The following is an 18,899-nucleotide window of genomic DNA, read 5'->3' as shown; positions in this document are numbered from 1 at the left end:
AGAGTCGAGTCTAATAGTGATCCCACGAAAATAAAGGATCGGGGTGTCCATGGACGAGTCTCGTCAGCTTAGTTTCGGCACGGCAGGGTTACGTGCACCAGTTGGCCCGGCGCGCCATCAGATGAATGTTTTGCAGGTAACCAGAACAACGGCAGGCCTTGCCAGCTGGTTAGCCGAACGTGCAGCACTTAATCCTGTGCCGCATTTAGTGCCTGAAGAAGAAACAGGAATTGGTCGGGCGCTTTATCCCCAAGATGGTCCACTACGGGTCGTTGTTGGATATGACGCCAGGTATGGTTCGCATACTTTTGCAGCGACCACCGCAGAGGTATTTGCTGGTGCAGGTTTTGAGGTCACGTTACTTCCCGCACCGGGTCCTACCCCACTTATTCCGTGGTTAGTGAAAAAACATGGATTGGACGCTGGTGTTCAGATTACTGCGTCCCATAATGGTGCTGCAGATAATGGCTACAAGGTGTTTTTATCCAATGGTCGTCAGCTGTATTCCGAGTTGGAGGCAGACCTAGAAGCACATATCGATGCTGTTGAGGATCCCATTCGCGTACCTCGCGTGACGGTGCGTCCCACGGCTGATCAGTTGCGCAGATACGTTGATGAGTTGGTTGCTTTGGTAACGCCAGATCAGGCTGACTTGTTACGGGTTAATTCCGAGCGAGGAAATCTGAGGGTGGTCTACACCGCGATGCATGGCGTGGGTGGACGAGCGATGTCTAACGCATTTCAATTTGCCGGTTTCCCGCATACTCACGGTGTGAAGGCTCAGCAGTATCCGGATCCTACTTTTCCCACTGTTCCCTTCCCCAACCCTGAAGAGCCTTCAGCTATTGAGTTGTTGTTACAACGGGCTAAAGAGAAAAACGCGGATATTTTATTTGCTCTTGATCCAGATGCAGATCGCTGTGCGGTTGGTATTAAAACAGCTGATGGTGGGCACCGGATGCTCTCTGGTGATGAGGTTGGCACACTTTTGGCCACGCGCCTAGTTCCTGAGTATTCCGGCGAGGGTGTACGTCCCGTTGTTGCTACCACCGTGGTGTCTTCGCAGCTTTTGAGCATCATCGCCGAGGACAAAGGCTGGGACTATTCCGAGACCCTAACCGGATTTAAGAATCTCTCCCGCGCTGCCGATGATCACAACGGTCCGCTTACTTTCGCATATGAAGAAGCGGTAGGAACATGTCCAGCACCAGATCTAGTGCCCGATAAAGATGGAATTTCTACCGCTTTGTTTATGGCGGCGTGGGCTGCAGAGCTGAAATCTCAAGGTGCGAGCTTGCAGCATAAACTCAATGAGCTTTATCGACGCTATGGGTATTTTGCGTCCTCACAAATTGCTGTTCGGACAACTAATCCTAGGGAGCTTGTTGATCATTGGATTGCCCACCCTCAACAGGAACTCATTGGCGTATCCGTAACCCCTACTGCGCTTCCAGAAAAACAAGGCATCGCTTTGCATGGTCAGGTGGGGCCAGTACATATCCGTGCGATTGCTCGAGTATCTGGCACTGAGGCTAAAGCCAAGCTGTATTTGGAAGTTGGGCAGGCCAGTTCACATGATGAGGCTGCGCAACTACTGCATCAGTTAGAAGATGAGGTGCAAAGCTGGTTGGCAAAGCTTTAGAGATGCTCTATAGACGGGCGATTTAAGCGTCTGAATTCTCCGGAATAGGTATTTGTATCACTTCGGGTTCCAAAGGCGCTTAAAAACGATTCTGTGGGGTCACTTTTTGAGGGCTCCATGCCAAATTTTCGGGTAGACCAAACATGCATGCCAAGAATTCTGAGAAACCCGAATCCTTGGCACCTATGTTTGGTTTACGGCTCCTTGCATCAAACAGGCATGACAAGAATTCATAAAAATCCGAAATCTTGGCACACCAGTTTGGTTTCTAGAAATGCACCACCCTATGCACTACAAAAGCCCGCTTTGCCTTAGCCATTTCCCTATTGGCCGGGTTCCTTATCGCGGTTGCGGGTAAGGCGGAGGTCGGCGTCGAAAAGCAATGGATCGTTTTCAGATGGCCAGCGGACATCGATGGCTGCAGTTTCATCGACGCAGATTTTGGCTACCGGTTTGGCTCCTGCGGGCATGAGCGCGATGGGTGGCACTTCGAGCGCTTGGGCGAGCCTGTAAATATTTGAAAGCTGCGGATCGACGGCATTTCCGCTGTTGTTTTCGTTGCGCTCGTAGTTAGAGATGGTGTTTCTGGAAACCCCGGAGATATCTGAGAGCTCTTCTTGGCTAAATCCGCGCAGGGTGCGAAGCCTTTTTAGTCTGCTCGCAAAAGCGTGGCCGTAGCTTGACCACCGCTTTTCCGACATTTCCTTCGACACACAAATAACAATGCCGACGAAACAACCCCACTACCGCCCACTACAGTGGGCAAAAATTTCGGCCAAAGCACAGCCAGAGCGCTCCGCAAACAATCTGCGAAGTTTTTTAAAGATCGATGTTTCGTGGTCCGTAGAGACGATCACCGGCGTCGCCAAGACCAGGAACGATGTATGCCTGTTCGTTCAAAGATGGGTCAATGGTTGCGGTGACTAGGCGTACTGGCAGGCCAGATTCTGCGAGTGCATCCACGCCAGGTTGAGCTGACACCATGCAGATAGCGGTGATGTCGGTAGCGCCGCGGTCTGCGAGCAAACGGATGGCGTGGAGCAAGGAACCGCCGGTGGCAAGCATTGGGTCGACGAGGAAGACTGGCTGGTTGCTTAAGTCTTGTGGCAAAGCCTCGAGGTATGGAACGGGCTCGTGTGTTTCTTCATCACGGGCAAGTCCGATGAAGCCAACTTGTGCGTCTGGGATCATCGAAAGTGCGGGATCAATCATACCGAGGCCTGCGCGGATGATGGGAACGATAATTGGGGGTTGCTTCAGGCGGGTGCCTTCGGCGATGGCAACGGGAGTTTTGGTGTCGAAATGTTCAACCTCCAGGTCGCGGGATGCTTCGTAGATCAGCATGGCGCCGAGGTCATTGGCTGCTGCCCTGAAGGCGGCGTTGTCGCTGCGCTCATCACGCAACAGGGTTAGGCGGCTGGCAACGAGTGGGTGGTTGACGATGGTGATGTCCATAACCTCTCATGTTAAATCATTACGAGCCCAAAGAAATCCGCGCGGGTTATTTTGCAGATTTTGGGAACCAAATGGCGAGTTTTCCAGTCCAACTAGGTATGAGGATAAATTTGCCGCACGCCACAGAACTTGCCCATGAACTATGCATGTTGCCCACCCCTGCAGTTCCCCAATTGCCCTCCGAAACGGGGGCTCATTTTGATATTCATCAGGCTTTGACCAGGTCTCTTGCTGCGTATGCCCACAACCTAAAACTGCTTGCTCAAACTGCGGAAAATCTAGGCACCGGCGCACTCAAGAGCTTGGACGAAATACAAAGCACCGATGATCTACTCGCCCACGCATTGGAGCAGCTGACATGATCGGATTACTAGGCGCACTTGCCCGCCTTGCCGCGCAAGAACCTGCACGACTGCCCACGCTAACCATTCCGCAAGCGCCTGACATTTCAGCCGCCATCGCGCTCGGGCGCGAGTTCAACGCCGAACCCACCACCCTTTTATCGCTTTTCGACGCCACCTCCCACCAACATCATCTACTTGTTGGCGCCTTAACTCAGGCAGCACCCATCATCGATGCTGCACGTTTTGACATCGCAAATTCCGCCCAGCACTACCTGCACCAAGCCGCCAACCTTGTGATGCGAAGTTTCTCTCTAAACCCAGCAGAGTCTTTTGCTGCAAGAACTGAATTACTTTCACTTCCTGGATTACTTTTTGCAGAAGCCGCAGAGCGTCTGCAGGTAATGACCCAAGAGGTGCAACCGATCGTCGAAAAGCTTATGCAGATACAAGAGCTACACGTGGAAGAAGCCGCCGACCCTGCCCCCGCTCCTGCGCCGGCCTATATGGCAGCGCAGACCTCATCTAGCGATGCGACCGCGGGGCAACAGGCAGTAGCTGCCGCAAAGCAAGCTTTAGGCACACCATATTCCTGGGGTGGCACGACCCTTTCCGGCTTTGACTGCAGCGGTTTAACGCAGTGGGCCTGGAGGGCAGCAGGGGTGGAAATTCCTCGCGTTGCCGATCAACAAGCAGTGGGCAGACAAGTAACCTACGACGAACTTCAAGAAGGCGACCTGCTGATTTGGGACGGCCACGTAGCCATGTATGCAGGCGGTGGGCAAATCATCGAAGCCGGCGACCCCGTGCAACTAAACCCCATCCGCACCTCCAACATGGGAATGTCATTTCATGGCTATTATCGACCCACAGGCTAAGAAAATCCTTAAGGCGCTACCTCATACGTGACGAAGAAAACCGCTACCGGCTAGGATTTATCACCATGGCTGAAAAAGGAATCGTCCCCGTTAAACTCTCACTCACAGAAGGTGACTTTTATACCCTGTGGGCACCAAGTTGGCGAGAAGGTGGCAATGAATGGCAAGCGTTTCTCGGGGCGGACGATGACCTTTATGTGTTCAACTCCCCCGAAGAACTCCTAGTCTTCCTAGAATCCGATGAGAAACACGATTTGAGCTCCCACCCAGAGTGGAAAAAATTCAACTCAGGCGATGCCGCTCGCGTTGTCCCAAACACCAACGCAGAACTAGACATCATCGGCGCACCAGCACTTCTTGCCGATCGCCCCTCCTACGCCAACGTCAAAACCCTCTCCCGGATTTTTGCCGTCATGCGCAGCCTCGGAAACGTCACCGCCGCCACCCCAGTAACCGTCTTCTTCTCCTCACACTCAGTTTTAAACAATGTTGATCGCGGATCCGAACACTACGCAGGCCCCAACGGTCTTAGCGAATGGACCTCCGTTGGACGCGCAGTTGCCACCAACTGGAACGGTGTGGTCGACGCCCTCGACGACGCCATCACCATCAAAGAAGTAAACTCACTTTTCACCGAAGACGCCGCAACCCGCATCCAAGAAGCACAAGCTGCAGCACAAGCAGCCCGCGAGGCCGAAGAACAAGTTGCCAAAGAAGAAGCCGAAAAGGTTGATCCTTACGACAACTCCCCATGGGCAGCTGCAGGTATCGACCCCATCAAAATCTCCATCGACGGCCGCACTGTCTACACCCTGCGCACCTACCTCGGCGGACAACCAGTATTCCTTGGAAAATTCGGCGAAATCTTCACCTTCAACAGCCAAAAATCACTGCTACGCTGGCTCGTCGAACACGATGACCACGACCTCGCTCGCGCTTCCACCTGGAGTGACCTCATGCTTGGCATCAACGCCGGCGAAACCGAACTCCAGGTCCACAGCGACAATGTCTACTCCTTCAACGGTCTGGTCAAAGACATCAACACCTCCGTCGAAGCTGTCGACACCCAACAAATGGGCCGCGCCTACGAACTCATGGCCGACACCGCCGACTGGGCTGACGACGATTCCATGAACTCCTACTTCCTGGCCAACCCACGCATGCAGGATTACATCTCCTACATGCTGGGTGGAAGCGACACCTCAGGTTATGTTCCTCACGCACCTTTCAACGACCACTCTGAAAGCTGGCGTGAATTGGAAGAAATTCTGATCAAGCGTTTCAGCAAGTTCTAGGGGTGCTTCGGGTCTTAACCGGCTCGGGACTCGGGGCTCTGCTTGGGGCTCGGGACCAAACACAGATGCCCAGTAAATCGATTTTTGAAGATGTTGGGTCTCCTGGTTTGGTGTATCGCGCTGAATACCAAACCAGGAGACCCAGCATCCGGATTTTTGCAGATTCTGGGTTTCCTGGTTTGGTCGGGTGTTCTTTTTAGCGCTAACCCCAAAAGTCATACCTCCCCAAAAGCGCGTCTAAGAGGTTTTGAAGACCTTCTGCACACAAATAGTTGTTCGAAAAACTCGAGGCCTTAAACAAGCCATAAACGCCTCGCGATTCAGATGCCCATCTAAACTCATTGCAGAAACCAAACTGTAAACCAAACTGGCGTGACAAAGATTCGCCAAATCCCAAAATTTTGGCACATATGTTTGATTTACGTCTCTTCAAACCGGACTCACGTGCCAAGGTTTCCAGAAATTCGAAATCCTTGGCACGTGTGTCTGGTTTTAATTTGCCTCATGCTCAGCACACCTGCCCCTGTATCCCCTAGCCAAAGACACGCCTTAAACAAGGTGATGCCTACCGTCGCGGAGTTGGAAAGGTATTATTTCCAACCCATGAGGACAACACTTCGGTACGGACTTACTGCACTTTTGACATCGTGGGCTCTGCTTTTACCCGCCACGTCAGTAGCACAAGAGCCAATCGAAGAACTCCCAGAGGTCACTGCCGGTAACGCAGAGTCACTACAAGACATCATCGAAGAAGCAGAAGAAGCCGCGGAAGCTTCCGGCGAGGCAACACCTACCACCCGAACTGAAGCTCCCAACACAGACCTTTGCCCTTATAAAGAATCACCTTCACCGGCGCAAAGTACTTCAGAGGTTGTAGCCCCTGGTGCCACCACCCCGGAGCCTGTGGCAGTGCCTGCTGTTCCAGCTGGTGGTGACAAGCTAGCAACTTGTGGTGTGATTACACCTGATGGTTTTGAACTTCCAGATGATCTGACTGCTTCTGCCTGGATGGTGTTTGATATTGATTCCGGCGAGATCATGGCTGCGAAAGATCCTCATGGCCGCTACCGCCCGGCGTCCATCATCAAGGTTTTACTCAGTCTTGTTGCCATTGATGAGTTAGACCCTGCAACGGTGGTTACTGGCTCTGACGAGGCCGCCAATATCGAAGGATCTCGCGTTGGAGTTGGTGAAGGTGGCCAATACACTGTCGATCAACTTCTGCACGGTTTGTTGTTAGCCAGTGGCAACGACGCTGCGTATCTGTTGGCTCAAGAGCTCGGCGGTGATCAGGTCGCGCTGGAAAAGGTCAACGCATTGGCCAAGCAGTTAGGCACCCAAGATACATTCGCGGCTACGTATTCCGGATTGGACGCGCCGGGAATGTCAACATCTACTTACGATATGTCCCTGATCTATCAATATGCGTGGCAAAACCCTACTTTTGAAGCCATTATTTCTACCGACCACATTGATTTTCCTGGTTGGGGCGAAAACGAAGGATTCCAGGTCTGGAATGACAACGCGCTGTTCATGAACGATCCCGACGGCATCGGCGGCAAGACTGGTTTCACCGATGATGCCAACCACACCTTCGTCGGCGGCCTCAACCGAGAGGGTCGCCGCCTCGCCGCTGTCCTGTTGGACGCCACGGTCAGCGATATTCGCCCATGGGAACAAGCAAGATTGCTTATCGACGCCTCCCTCCCCATCACCCCGGGCTCCGGCGTGGGCCAGCTGGGCGTGCACGACGCTCAAGAAGCGATCTCAGCAACCCCCGAAATGCCAGAATCCACTGAAACCCCTACCCAGGATTCCAGTGGATCTGTAAGCGATCTGCTGAAACTCGCAGTACCCATCGCGGTTATTGTGCTGCTGTTGATCGCGGCCCTCGCATGGACTTTCCGAGCTTCAAAGAGGCGGCGTTAAGAATTTTTCTTTACCACTTCTGCGTTTGCCAATCGGTCGTGTGATCCTCGCATTTGGTTGTTTTCATTAATGGACGATCCGTAAATCGCAGCCATGACAAGTGATACCACGAAGCCTATTCCGGTAAAGCCGATCAGCTTCCACCAGTTGCGTTTGACTGACGCTCCAGCAGAAAGCTTGGACTGGGTATCCACGTCGCGGGTTTCATATCCCATGATCTTTTTCGCTGGGGTGGAACCAAAGACAGTTTCACTTCCCACGATGTAGACAATCGTGAACAGGAACATGATGATGCCGAACAAGGTTTCTGAGCCGAAGCTGAAAATACCGGCAACAATCGAACCTGCGACGCTGGCGAAAAACATATCCAGCACTGCCATCCATAAACGAGTGCTTGATGGTGGTCTGTTAAACACCTGATTGCTGTTGTACATGTGGGCAGGTGCGCTGGCGAAAGGTTGCTGCCCGTACATCGAAGAATTCACTTGGTGCTGCATCGGATCGTAGTTTTGCTGCGGTTGATAATCCATTGTTGGATCACCAAACGCGTAGGTCTGTCCGCTATTCCACTGCTGTGAAGGCTGGGGCTGCGGTTGCTGAGGCGGCGCTGAATTAGACAGAGTGCCGAAATTTCCCAAGTGTTGAATCTGCGCCCAGGTAAGGGGTGTGCCTGCATCTATTTGTGCATCGTAGGTTGCTCGTTTTGCAGGATCTGCAAGTACAGCAAAAGCTTGAACGGTTTGGGTACGTCGTGGGTCTTCCTGTGAGATGCCCATTTGCTCTAACCGGAGGTCACGAGCTGAAAGTGAGATACCTAATGCTTCAGAAGATTCGCTTCGGTCAAGCCCGAAAGCGTCATATAAGTTGGGTAGGTTTGTGTTCATATCTCCACCATAAACAAAGTGGCATTCCCTGGGAATCGGGGAATGCCCTTAAAAATTTTTTACGTTATTTTCTTCGCAGTAATGCAACGGCTCCTGCTGTTGCTGCTCCAACTGCCACGCCAATGCCTACCTTTCGGGCAGATTGGGATACGTCTCCACCAGGATCGATTTCGTTGCGGACCCTAATAACGGCGGGTTCTGGTGCTGGGACAACTGCCATGCGTAGTGCTTCTTCGCTCGTAGCTGCCCAGGCAGAGCAGTACATCAGGATTCGCCAAATCAGATACAGCACCACCATGATTCCGATGATCGGACCAAACGCTGCACCTGCCGGGTTACTTAATGCATTAGATGCCAGAAGGGATCCCACCTGCTTGACAACCTCAAATCCGATTGCTCCTAAAAGTGCTGCTTGGAGACCAGGTTTCATAGGAACTTTGGTGCGAGGAAGTGAGAATATCAACCAGACAAAGACAAGGAAGTTGGCTAAAACACCAATCAGGACGGCAACAAACCACGTGATGTAGCTGATACCAGGGATATCCCCTAGTCCCACCAGCTCAAGAAGGTTACTGGTTAATCCAGAAGCACCAATCGCGGTGACACCGAACGCAACGATCAGGGCAAGAATCAACACGATCAAAGCTACTAAGTCAGTGAGCTTCTTTTTAATAAAGCTGCCATCTGTTGGATCCAGAGCCCACATGCGCGATACTCCGAAACGCAAATTAGCCATCCAGCCTAAACCTGACCACAAAGCGGTTAAACCACCAATGCCCAATACGGTTCCGCGTTGGGCGATTGCAGAATCAATGATGCCGTTGATGGTTTCGCCGATCTCGCCATCCAGTGAACCATTGATCTCATCTTGGATCCTGGTCAGCATTTCTGGGTTTCCAGCTAAGACGACACCTGCGATACCGAAGATCAACATGGCGATCGGGAAGATCGACAGCACGGAAAAATACGTAATACCGGCAGAGAGCTGATTGCCACCTTTGGAGCCAAACCGCTCATTCATGCGCATAATGTGATCGAACCAGGTGTATTTATCCCGAAGTTTATCTACCAATCCGGGTTCATCCTGGTTGATACGTTCAATACCGTACTCATCGGTGTTACGGTCTTGCGGCGTTGTTCTAGTAGACATACGGAAATCCTCCGACCTTTAAAGAAGCATTAATACTTACCAGGATAGAAAAATCCGGCTACAAACGCTTGGGTAGTAGCCGGATTGTAATAATTAAAGTGATTTTGTAACTAGCGGCGAGGCGCTAAGAAACCAATCTTGTCGTAGACATCAGCAAGGGTTTCATTAGCGATTTCGGTTGCGCGCTCCGCACCGATCGCCAGAACTCGCTCAAGTTCAGCACGATCATTCATGTAGTCGTCGTACTTTGCCTTCAATGGTGTGGTAAATGCCTCGAGCGCTTCGGCGGTATCGCCCTTAAGTGCACCGTAACCCGCGCCTTGGTAGGCGTCGACAAGCGAATCGATGGATTTTCCGGTCAGCGCAGACTGAATGACCAGCAAGTTGGACACGCCTGGCTTGTTTTCAGGGTCATAAGCGATCACACCGTCGTTATCGGTAACTGCAGACTTGATGCGCTTGGAGGAAACCCTTGGATCATCAAGGAGGTTGATGATGCCCTTAGGATTCTCCCCTGACTTAGACATCTTTGCAGTTGGGTTTTGCAGATCGTAAATCTTGGATGCACCTTCTGGGATGAAACCTTCTGGGACCTCAAAAACCTTGCCGAAACGGTTGTTGAAACGCTCGGCGAGGGTGCGGGTGAGCTCAAGGTGCTGGCGCTGATCCTCACCAACTGGAACAAGGTGTGGGCGGTACAGCAAAATATCTGCAGCCATCAGCATCGGATAAGTAAAGAGGCCAGCAGAGGTACGATCCGCACCACGCTTGGATGACTTGTCCTTGAACTGAGTCATGCGGGAGGCCTCGCCAAAACCAGTCAAGCAAGTAAGCACCCACGACAGCTCTGCGTGAGCTGGGACATGGGACTGAACAAACAAGGTGGAACGCTCTGGATCAATGCCCAATGCTAAAAGCTGCGCTGCACCAGAAATAGTGCGCTGGCGGAGTTCCTCAGGGTCTTGATCAACGGTAATCGCATGCAAATCCGGGATGAAGTAGAAGGCATCGTAGGAATTTTGCAGGTCAATCCACTGCTTGACTGCTCCCAAATAATTGCCCAGGTGATAGGAATCGGCGGTGGGCTGAATTCCAGAAAGGACTCTGGAAGCGGTTTGTGCGGTGAGATCTTTATCCTGCGTCGTCATGGTTAGTCAGTCTAGTCATCTAGTGCGGAGGTTTTCTGCTTAGGCGAGGGTTAAAAGTGCGGGTAGAGAAACTATCGCGAGCACCATCACCCGAAAGTTTAGGGTTTTAGTCAATCTGTTGATTAGTATTGCTGGAGTAAACAAGTCATAACAATTTTCATTAAGGGTCGTTTTGTCGCGCACAGGTGTACAGAAAAAACCAAAGCTCACCACTCCTGTTGTCATCATCGGCACCCTCATATTGTTGATTGTCGCTTTCACCGCCTCCCTCATGATGGGTCCGGTCACAATCCCTTTGAATGAGCTGACCACAAATCCTGTTGTCACCGATATTCGCGCTCCCCGAATTATTATTGCTGCATTAGTCGGTGCAGCGCTGGCTGTCTCTGGTGCGATCATGCAAACGGTGTTTCATAATCCTTTGGCAGATCCAGGCATCGTGGGTGTCTCTTCTGGCGCTGCGGTAGCTGCAGTGTTAGCAATTGTTACCGGTGCTAGCTTCCTTGGCCACTGGACTGTTCCTTTTGCAGCTTTTGTCGGTGCATTAGTAACGGTTGCCGTGGTTTACCTGATCGCTAGTTCTCGTGCGATGGATGGTCGCGGGGCTGATCCTGCCACGCTCGTCCTCGTCGGCATGGCAATTACCGCGTTTTTAGGTGCCGTTATTGCCAGCGCGACTGCGAATGCGCCACAGGATTCAGAACTTCGATCGGTAACTTTTTGGCTCAACGGCGATCTGGTGTCTCGAACCTGGGAGCACGTAGGTGTTGCTCTCATCCCGATTATCCTGGGATTAATTCTGGCAATCGGCGGCTCGCGTGATCTGAACTTGTTGTTGCTCGGAGAATCCACCGCGCAAACGTCAGGGCTCAATGTCAATCGAGCGCGCATCGTGTTGTTAGCTTTAGCAGCCCTTCTTACCGCCACTGCCGTTGCTGTGTCTGGAACGATCACTTTTGTTGGACTAGTTGTCCCCCACTTGGTTCGAATTGTGTTGGGAGCAGATCACCGCGCGCTACTTCCGGCAGCAGCAATTTTGGGTGCAACTTTTGTCATCGTCTCAGACACGGTAGCTCGCATGATCTTCTCCCCCATCGTGCTGCAAACAGGTGTGGTTGTAGCCTTCATTGGCTCACCCATCTTTTTGTATCTTCTGCTCAGCATGCGCAAACGACGCGGATTGGGGTTGTAAAAAATGCCTCAATTAGTTGACGTTAAAAACCTCAATGTTGAGTTTCCTACCCGACATGCAGTGAAAAATGTTTCTTTTAGTGCACCTGCCGGAAAAGTTACTGCTCTAATTGGCCCCAATGGTGCGGGGAAAAGCACTGCACTATCGGCTATTGCAGGATTGGTAAATTCCACCGGGGAGGTCATGGTTGGTGGGAGGGGGGTTGCGTCGACAAGCGCAAAAGCCCGTGCGCGCCTGCTCTCACTCGTCCCGCAAAACACCGAGTTGCGCATCGGTTTTAGTGCCCGCGACGTCGTCGCGATGGGCAGATACCCGCACCGCGGCCGCTTTGCTGTGGAAACTGACGCTGATCGACGCGCCACCAACGCCGCTCTGCGCGCCATCAACGCGGAAGATATCGCCGCGCAGCCAGTCAACGAACTTTCGGGCGGCCAGCAGCAACTCATCCACATCGGCCGCGCACTAGCCCAAGACACCGCCGTAGTGCTTCTCGACGAACCCGTCTCCGCCCTCGACCTTCGCCACCAAGTAGAAGTCCTTCAGCTACTTCGTAACCGCGCCGATGCCGGCACCACGGTCATCGTTGTGCTGCACGATCTCAACCACGTAGCCCGCTGGTGCGATCACGCCGTACTCATGTCCAACGGCGAAGTGGTCTCACAAGGAAGCATCGCTGAAGTACTAGAACCCACCACGTTGACCCGCGTCTACGGTCTGCCGATTGCTGTGCGCGATGACCCCGAAACCAGCTCACTTCGAGTCATCCCCCAGCCAGATTTTACTTAGAGTTTTACCTAGAGAAAGATCACCCATGAAAAAAGTATTCATCGCCATTGTTGTTTGTGCTCTTGTGTTGAGTGGTTGCTCCACAGAGTCAAATGAGATTGAGACCAGCGTTACCTCGGAAAATAGCGCCTTCCCGCGCACCGTTGACCTCGACGATTCCTCCATCACCCTCGAATCCAAACCAGAACGCATCGCTGTCCTCACCCCCGAAGCAGCATCACTTGTGCTCCCCATTGCAGGCGCAGACCGCGTGGTCATGACCGCAGAAATGGACACCGCCGACACCGACACCGCAGCACTAGCCTCTCAAGTGGAATACCAAGTAAAAAACGGTGGCAGCTTAGACCCTGAACAAGTCGTTGCAGCCGACCCCGACTTGGTAATCATGAGCGCACGCTTCGACACCGAACAAGGCACCATTGACATTTTGGAAGGCCTCAACGTTCCAGTGGTTAACTTTGACGCCGATGCTTGGAGCGATATCGATGCCATCACCAAACACCTGGAGATTGTTGGCGAATTAGTAGGCGAAGAAGAAAAAGCCGCCGAAGCAATCAAAGAAATCGACACCAACCGAGTAGAAATCACCAAACCCAAAACCTCACCACGCGTGTTGACCTTGATGCAGCGCGGACCACGACAAATGATCATGCCCGAATCCGCCATGATCAACGGATTGATCCGCGAAGCCGGCGGCACCCCAGTTGTAGATTCCCTCGGCGCAGTAGGCACCATCACCGCCGACCCTGAACAAGTTGTCGCCATGGCACCAGAGATCATCATCATCCAGGACTTCCAAGGTAAAGGCCGAGAAGACTTCGCCGATTTCCTCGCAAACCCAGCCCTAGCCAGTGTCCCTGCAATTGCAAACAACAAAGTGTTCTACGCCGACACAGTCACCACCGGTGTCACCGCAGGTACTGACATCACCACTGGTTTGCAACAAGTCGCTGAGATGCTGAGTTAAGGGCTGCGGACGATTTGTGACGTGGGACACCGACTTCACGTGGTGCGACCTCTCATGGTGCGACTTTGCTCTGGTTTCCTGGATTTCCCTACTGAAGTCGCCTGTTGAGAAGTTGAGTACGCAAAGTCGCCAGCGTGAAGTCGCCCGATAGCACTTATGCAGCCCCGGGGTGGTGTGGCCAGCCTTTGAGTCCCTTAAGTTCGATATCGCACTTTCGATATCACGACGCCGAGATCACGACTCCGATACCGCAAACTCAATTTCTCACTACCGATACCAGTCGGCTTTGGACGAAAAACCGACTGAAATTGAGCTTAAGAAATTGAGCGCAAGGTATCGAAAGTGCGATCTCGAACTTAAGAAATCGCACTTTAACCACAACGCCCTCACAGCGTTTTTAAGGCGTCGAAAATCCGCGAGGAACATTTGTATGAGCCAGTCCGCGATAAGCCCTTAGAGGCGATTCTGGAGCCTTTAATTTTTTTTGGTCAGGAACCTAAATTCCCGCCACGCAGATGAGACCAAACATACGTGACAAGAATCCCGAAAAATCCGAAACCTTGTCACGTATGTTTGGTGCGCGACGTGACGCGACGTGACGCGGCGTGACGCGGGGTGACTCGGCGTGACGCGGGGTGACTCGGCGTAACAAAGCACTCGACTGACAAATCTAACCAAGCGCTCAATTCCAAAAACCAAGCCCCGTGGTTTGGCCTCCACCTCACCCACGGCAAAAGGCGCACGTGTTACTCCAAAAGTCAGAGTAAAACGCGCGCCTTGAAAACAAATACCTTAAATAAAGGCCTTTAAATCTTGTGCGAGGTTGGTGAGTGCACATCAGCGGCGACTGCGAGTCCCCAGGTGATGATGCCACCTCCGGCAGCCATGATCAGTGCGGCAACAATGGCCATCACTGAGTGCCCAACCTCGATTGTGTACCAAACACCAGCAGCCAAGATGATGGCGCCAAGAACAAGAAGGGCGAATGACTTACCCATATGCAATCCTTACGTTTCGCACCAACTTTAAGCAGTTGGTAGTTCCTCATTAAAGTTTCCGGTTTGACCTTACCCGCAATTTGGGGAAGTTCCCCAATTAGGGGTTAGAAGAAGCTCTCCCGAAGCGGATTTCCCTAAATTATTTGCGGAACATTCGCCACAGTCGTTGCTTTGGGTCGCGTTTGTATTCGCGTTCTTGGTAGTCAAACACGGGTAGGCTCCAGCCTCGCCAGATGGACAGAAGGCGCACGATGAAGGCAACTAGAACGGAGACGATGACGGTGACGTTTTCAGACGCTCCGAAATACATCATGGCAAAGTAGACGCAGGTGGCTAGGAATGCGATGGATGCGTAGAGCTCTTTTTGGAAAACAAGGGGGATGCGGTCGCACAAAAGGTCGCGCATGACACCACCGAAGACACCTGTGAGTACGGATGCCACGACTGCGATGATAAATCCGTAGCCCATTTCCAAGGCAATTTGTGTACCGATCACTGCGAAAGCTGATAAGCCCACTGCGTCTAGCACGAGGAATAGTACGCGGAAGTGTTGCATGAGGAAGGATATCGATACCGTCAAAATCGCAGCGCCGATAATCAGCAGCAGATATAACGGCTTTTCAACCCATACCAGTGGGTAGTGTCCTAGCAGCATATCGCGGATTGATCCGCCGCCAATTGCGGTGACGCATGCGATTACTGAGACTCCGAATAGGTCCATTTTTTGTCGGCCCGCGGCCAGCGCGCCGGTCATGCCTTCGGCGGTAATACCGATGGCCCATAGTACTGTCAGCAGCATTTTATGCGTAGACCACGTTGAGCGGTGAGTGATCGGACCAGCGCAGGTCGTAGGCTGCGGCTTTGTCTACCCAGGAGCGCTCGGCGCGTTCTAGCATCGCGGCGGTTGCTGCTTGGTAGTCGATGCGCCATCCGGCGTTGGTGTCAAAGGCTTGGCCGCGGTAGGTCCACCAGGTGTAGGGACCGTCGCCTTCAGGTTGTAGGCGACGTGCCACGTCGAACCACGCAGGGTCCGTAGCTGCTTCTCGACGCCCCCCTGTACCTTCATAATCCACCGCCCCCATAAAGTCACCGGCGCCAGCTACCTGGGTGACATCATCGGGGAATGTGCCAAACACTGCGTCCATGAAGGCGCGCTCGTCGGGTAAGAATCCGGATTTCTTTTGGTTGGATTTCCAGTTCTTTAGGTCTTCACGGCGGTGGCAAATGTTCCAGTCGCCACCGATGACCATGTGGGAGCGTTCTTTGGCTCGGGAGTCTAGGAACTCTTCGAATTCGTCGAGGAAGTGGTATTTCTCATCTTGTTTTGCAGTATCTGCTGATCCGGATGGCAGGTAGAGAGAAGCCACGGTAACTGGAACACCCAGTGTCGTTTCTTTAATGGTGGCTTCGATGTAGCGACCTGCATCAAGGAAGGATCCAAAACCAATGTTCACATCGTCTAGTTCATGTCGGGATAGGATTCCCACTCCTGCGCGACCTTTCGCGGCTGCTGGAGCCCCCACATAATGCCAGCCGTTGTCTAAGGCAGGCTGCAGTGCTGTGGCAGTGTCTTTTTCGCTGGCGCGAACTTCTTGAAGGAGAACAACGTCCGGGCGAGTTTCTTCAAGCCATGGAAGGAAACCTAGATTTGTTTCGCTCCGCTGTTTGACCGCTGCCCTGATGCCGTTGACATTGACGGAAGTGATGTGAAAACTCATGCCTGTCAGACTAGTTGGTTACTTATTAAAACCCCTACTTACGTTTGCGCAATGCCACCATGGGGAACCACACCAAGATGGCAAGCAGAGCTAGGCCGGCTCCTGCTAGTGCGGGGGTGCTGTAGGAGTATCCAGCGCCGATGACAACACCGCCGAGTGCCGCACCGAGGGCATTACCTGTGTTGAGTGCGGAGTGGTTCAGTGAGGCAGCAAGGGTTTGTGCGCGTCCAGCGACATCCATGAGTCGGATTTGAAGCGATGGGATCAGTGTAGAAGCAAAGAATCCCACGAGGCCAAAGTTGATGGTGCCCAGAATCGCATTGTTGGAGGAGAAATAGAAGCTGGTCAAAGCAATCACGATGCAGATTAAGGCCAGTAGGATTCCTCTATCAACATTCCAATCGGCCATACGGCCACCCACGTAGTTTCCGCAGATCATGCCCAGACCGTAGGCCATCAACACAATCCAAATCAGGGAACTTGGCATCCCGGCTTGGTCGGTCATTGTCCAGGAGATATAGGTATAAACAGCAAACATGCCACCAAATCCAATGGCACCAATTCCAAGCGTTAACCACACTTGGCTGTTTTTCAGTGCGCTTAATTCTGTTAGTGGACTGGTTGGGGGCATCTCTGACATGTGTGGCATGAGGAACCACAGGGCAGCCAAGGTGAGTATGCCAAGGACGGTGACAAGGACATAAGCCATGGACCACCCAAAGGCATCGCCTAGTGCTTGGGCTGCTGGCACACCGGCAACGGTGCCTACTGACAGTCCCATTCCCACAAAAGCGATCGCCCGACCACGTTGTCCTTCAGGTGCCATGGATGCTGCGGCTAATCCAGCGACAGAGAAATACGCTCCGTGTGGAAGGCCTGCAATAAACCTGGCCAGCAGGAGCACTTCATAGGAGGCATTGAGTGTGGATAGTGCATTTCCAACCACGAAGAACGCCATCAAGATAAGCAGCAGTCTTCTGCGTGGAAGTTTTCCTGTAAATGCCGTGATCAGTGGTGCACCCAGCACAACGCCAAGTGCATAGACGGTGATGATGTGGCCGGCTTGATCTTCAGAGATCGCAAAGTCGGAGGCAATTGCACTGAGCAAGCCCATGGAGACAAATTCTGTGACTCCGATGGCGAAGCCACCAAGTGCAAGGGCTGTCATGACGATATATCGACGAATCTCGGAAATTTCCGTTTGGCGTGGAATCGGACGACGTTTCATATGTCCGCTCTTGCCTTGCGGTGTCTGGGTGTTGACAACCTTTACGGGATTTTTTCCAGATTCGTGCATGTATGCACACAGTATCGGAGAACGCTTCCACCGGCACAATTGCAGGCAACAAATGTGCGTACGTAGCCACCATACAAAAGTTTGTGACTTGCGACATTTTATCTACGCCTAAAGCAGTGCTAATCTGTCGGACAGCCTAACCTAACCATGTTCGAGAAAGTGATACTCATTATGCGATCTACTCGCGTTTTAGCTGGCATCCTTGCCGCCACCCTCACTGTGTCCCTAGCTGCGTGTTCTCAGGATTCTACAAGTTCGCAGACGTCACAGAGCTCCGAAGCTGGATCTGATGTATCCAATGAGGCCTTCCCTGTCACCATCGAGCATGCATTCGGTGAGACCACCATCGAAGCAAAGCCAGAGCGCATCGCCACCATTGGTTGGTCGAACCATGAAGTTCCGCTTGCCTTGGGTCAAGTTCCGGTTGGTTTTGAAAAGGTCACGTGGGGCGATGATGACGACAACGGCATGCTGCCTTGGGTCGAGGATGCCTTGAATGAGCTTGGTGGAGAAGAGCCAGTGCTTTTCGACGCCACCGACTCCATTCCGTTTGAGGAAGTCGCCAACACTGCACCAGATGTCATTTTGGCGTCCTATTCTGGCATCACCCAGGAAGACTACGACCAGCTTTCTCAGATCGCTCCTGTGGTTGCCTACCCCGAGCTTGCATGGGGCACGTCTTTGGATGACATGATTGAAATGAACTCCAAGGCCATGGGTCTGGAGCAAGAAGGCAAAGACCTCATTGCTGATCTAGATGAACAGGTCGCTGCTGCCATGGATGCAAACCCAGAGTTGAAGGACGCAAAGCCAGTCTTTGCATTCTTTGATGAAAGCGATTTCTCCCAGATCGGTGTGTACACCAGCGTTGACCCTCGCATGGGATTCCTGCTTGATGCAGGTGTGCAAGAAGCTGAGGTGCTGAAGCAATTCAGCGGATCGGACAGCTTCTACGAGCAGGTCTCAGCTGAAAACCCTGAAACTTTCGACGACGTCGATGTCATTGTCACCTATGGCACCGAGGACGAGGCAGCCAACGCTGAGCTGTTGTCCAAGATGCAGGCTGATCCATTGCTGTCTCGTATTCCAGCGATTGCAGATGGCAAGGTTGTGTTCTTAGGCGCAAATCCTTTGGCTGCATCTGCTAATCAGTCCCCATTGTCCATTTCTTGGGGTATTGATGAATACCTCGCAAAAATCGCTGAACCACTGAAGTAAG

General features: G+C 52.5%; 18 protein-coding genes. 9 read left to right on the top strand and 9 right to left on the bottom strand.

The features are described from left to right. Nucleotides 1–49: 49 nt before the first annotated feature. A complete protein-coding gene (locus N24_RS04215; RefSeq protein WP_096454617.1) occupies nt 50–1,642 on the top strand; it encodes a phospho-sugar mutase in 1,593 nt (530 codons plus the stop codon). Nucleotides 1,643–1,965: 323 nt separating this feature from the next. On the opposite strand, the gene N24_RS04210 is transcribed toward N24_RS04215, so the two are convergent. Both N24_RS04210 and upp read right to left on the bottom strand, forming a co-directional pair. Further along, nucleotides 1,966–2,343, bottom strand: a complete 378-nt coding sequence (locus tag N24_RS04210; protein ID WP_096454615.1) for a helix-turn-helix domain-containing protein — start codon at nt 2,341–2,343, stop codon at nt 1,966–1,968. A 118-nt stretch (nt 2,344–2,461) separates the two neighbouring features. Then, nucleotides 2,462–3,097 (bottom strand): uracil phosphoribosyltransferase, encoded by a 636-nt coding sequence (gene upp / locus N24_RS04205; RefSeq protein WP_096454613.1) that lies wholly within the window; start codon nt 3,095–3,097, stop codon nt 2,462–2,464. Between the two features lie 71 nt (nt 3,098–3,168). Between upp and N24_RS04200 the strand changes: the two genes are divergently transcribed. The 4 genes from N24_RS04200 to N24_RS04185 all read left to right on the top strand — a co-directional run bounded on the left by N24_RS04200 (nt 3,169) and on the right by N24_RS04185 (nt 7,540). Continuing rightward, entirely contained in the window at nt 3,169–3,459 is a 291-nt protein-coding gene (locus N24_RS04200) for a hypothetical protein (protein ID WP_231910864.1), read from the top strand. Next, nucleotides 3,456–4,316, top strand: coding sequence for a C40 family peptidase (locus N24_RS04195; RefSeq protein WP_096454611.1), 861 nt, complete (start codon nt 3,456–3,458; stop codon nt 4,314–4,316). Before N24_RS04200 ends, N24_RS04195 begins: the two co-directional genes overlap by 4 nt. Nucleotides 4,317–4,381: 65 nt before the next feature. Beyond that, nucleotides 4,382–5,611: a hypothetical protein gene (locus N24_RS04190; RefSeq protein WP_096454609.1), complete on the top strand. Its 1,230-nt coding sequence runs from the start codon at nt 4,382–4,384 to the stop codon at nt 5,609–5,611. A gap of 603 nt (nt 5,612–6,214) precedes the next feature. Beyond that, nucleotides 6,215–7,540 carry a D-alanyl-D-alanine carboxypeptidase family protein gene (locus tag N24_RS04185; protein ID WP_096454607.1) on the top strand — a complete coding sequence of 442 codons (1,326 nt, stop codon included), beginning with the start codon at nt 6,215–6,217 and terminating at the stop codon, nt 7,538–7,540. Here the strand turns inward: N24_RS04185 and N24_RS04180 are convergent. The 3 genes from N24_RS04180 to trpS all read right to left on the bottom strand — a co-directional run bounded on the left by N24_RS04180 (nt 7,537) and on the right by trpS (nt 10,722). Then, nucleotides 7,537–8,424 (bottom strand): RDD family protein, encoded by an 888-nt coding sequence (locus N24_RS04180; RefSeq protein ID WP_096454605.1) that lies wholly within the window; start codon nt 8,422–8,424, stop codon nt 7,537–7,539. The two genes, N24_RS04185 and N24_RS04180, sit on opposite strands and share 4 nt — an antisense overlap. Nucleotides 8,425–8,488: 64 nt before the next feature. Next, complete coding sequence (locus N24_RS04175; RefSeq protein WP_096454603.1) at nt 8,489–9,574, bottom strand: YhjD/YihY/BrkB family envelope integrity protein; 1,086 nt, start codon at nt 9,572–9,574, stop codon at nt 8,489–8,491. 110 nt (nt 9,575–9,684) lie between these two features. Then, nucleotides 9,685–10,722, bottom strand: coding sequence for a tryptophan--tRNA ligase (gene trpS, locus N24_RS04170; protein WP_096454601.1), 1,038 nt, complete (start codon nt 10,720–10,722; stop codon nt 9,685–9,687). Nucleotides 10,723–10,894: 172 nt separating this feature from the next. Between trpS and N24_RS04165 the strand changes: the two genes are divergently transcribed. From N24_RS04165 to N24_RS04155, 3 genes are read left to right on the top strand one after another with little or no spacing between them, the layout of a single operon-like run. Continuing rightward, a complete protein-coding gene (locus N24_RS04165; protein ID WP_096454599.1) occupies nt 10,895–11,914 on the top strand; it encodes a FecCD family ABC transporter permease in 1,020 nt (339 codons plus the stop codon). Between the two features lie 3 nt (nt 11,915–11,917). Continuing rightward, nucleotides 11,918–12,700, top strand: coding sequence for an ABC transporter ATP-binding protein (locus N24_RS04160; protein ID WP_096454597.1), 783 nt, complete (start codon nt 11,918–11,920; stop codon nt 12,698–12,700). 25 nt (nt 12,701–12,725) lie between these two features. Next, nucleotides 12,726–13,667, top strand: a complete 942-nt coding sequence (locus N24_RS04155) for an ABC transporter substrate-binding protein (RefSeq protein WP_096454595.1) — start codon at nt 12,726–12,728, stop codon at nt 13,665–13,667. A gap of 806 nt (nt 13,668–14,473) precedes the next feature. On the opposite strand, the gene N24_RS04150 is transcribed toward N24_RS04155, so the two are convergent. The 4 genes from N24_RS04150 to N24_RS04135 form a co-directional block, all read right to left on the bottom strand. Next, entirely contained in the window at nt 14,474–14,665 is a 192-nt protein-coding gene (locus N24_RS04150) for a hypothetical protein (protein WP_077311267.1), read from the bottom strand. Nucleotides 14,666–14,804: 139 nt separating this feature from the next. Then, nucleotides 14,805–15,464 carry a trimeric intracellular cation channel family protein gene (locus N24_RS04145; RefSeq protein WP_096454593.1) on the bottom strand — a complete coding sequence of 220 codons (660 nt, stop codon included), beginning with the start codon at nt 15,462–15,464 and terminating at the stop codon, nt 14,805–14,807. A 1-nt stretch (nt 15,465) separates the two neighbouring features. Then, nucleotides 15,466–16,383 carry an exodeoxyribonuclease III gene (locus N24_RS04140; protein ID WP_096454591.1) on the bottom strand — a complete coding sequence of 306 codons (918 nt, stop codon included), beginning with the start codon at nt 16,381–16,383 and terminating at the stop codon, nt 15,466–15,468. A gap of 34 nt (nt 16,384–16,417) precedes the next feature. Continuing rightward, nucleotides 16,418–17,680 carry an MFS transporter gene (locus N24_RS04135; protein ID WP_096454589.1) on the bottom strand — a complete coding sequence of 421 codons (1,263 nt, stop codon included), beginning with the start codon at nt 17,678–17,680 and terminating at the stop codon, nt 16,418–16,420. A gap of 171 nt (nt 17,681–17,851) precedes the next feature. Here N24_RS04135 and N24_RS04130 point away from each other — a divergent pair, with 171 nt between their 5' ends. Further along, a complete protein-coding gene (locus N24_RS04130; RefSeq protein ID WP_096454587.1) occupies nt 17,852–18,898 on the top strand; it encodes an iron-siderophore ABC transporter substrate-binding protein in 1,047 nt (348 codons plus the stop codon). Nucleotide 18,899 lies beyond the last annotated feature (1 nt).

Origin of the sequence: Corynebacterium suranareeae, from assembly GCF_002355155.1 — a bacterium.
GTDB classification, from domain to species: Bacteria; Actinomycetota; Actinomycetes; order Mycobacteriales; family Mycobacteriaceae; genus Corynebacterium; species Corynebacterium suranareeae.
This window is presented reverse-complemented; position numbering and strand designations above follow the sequence as displayed.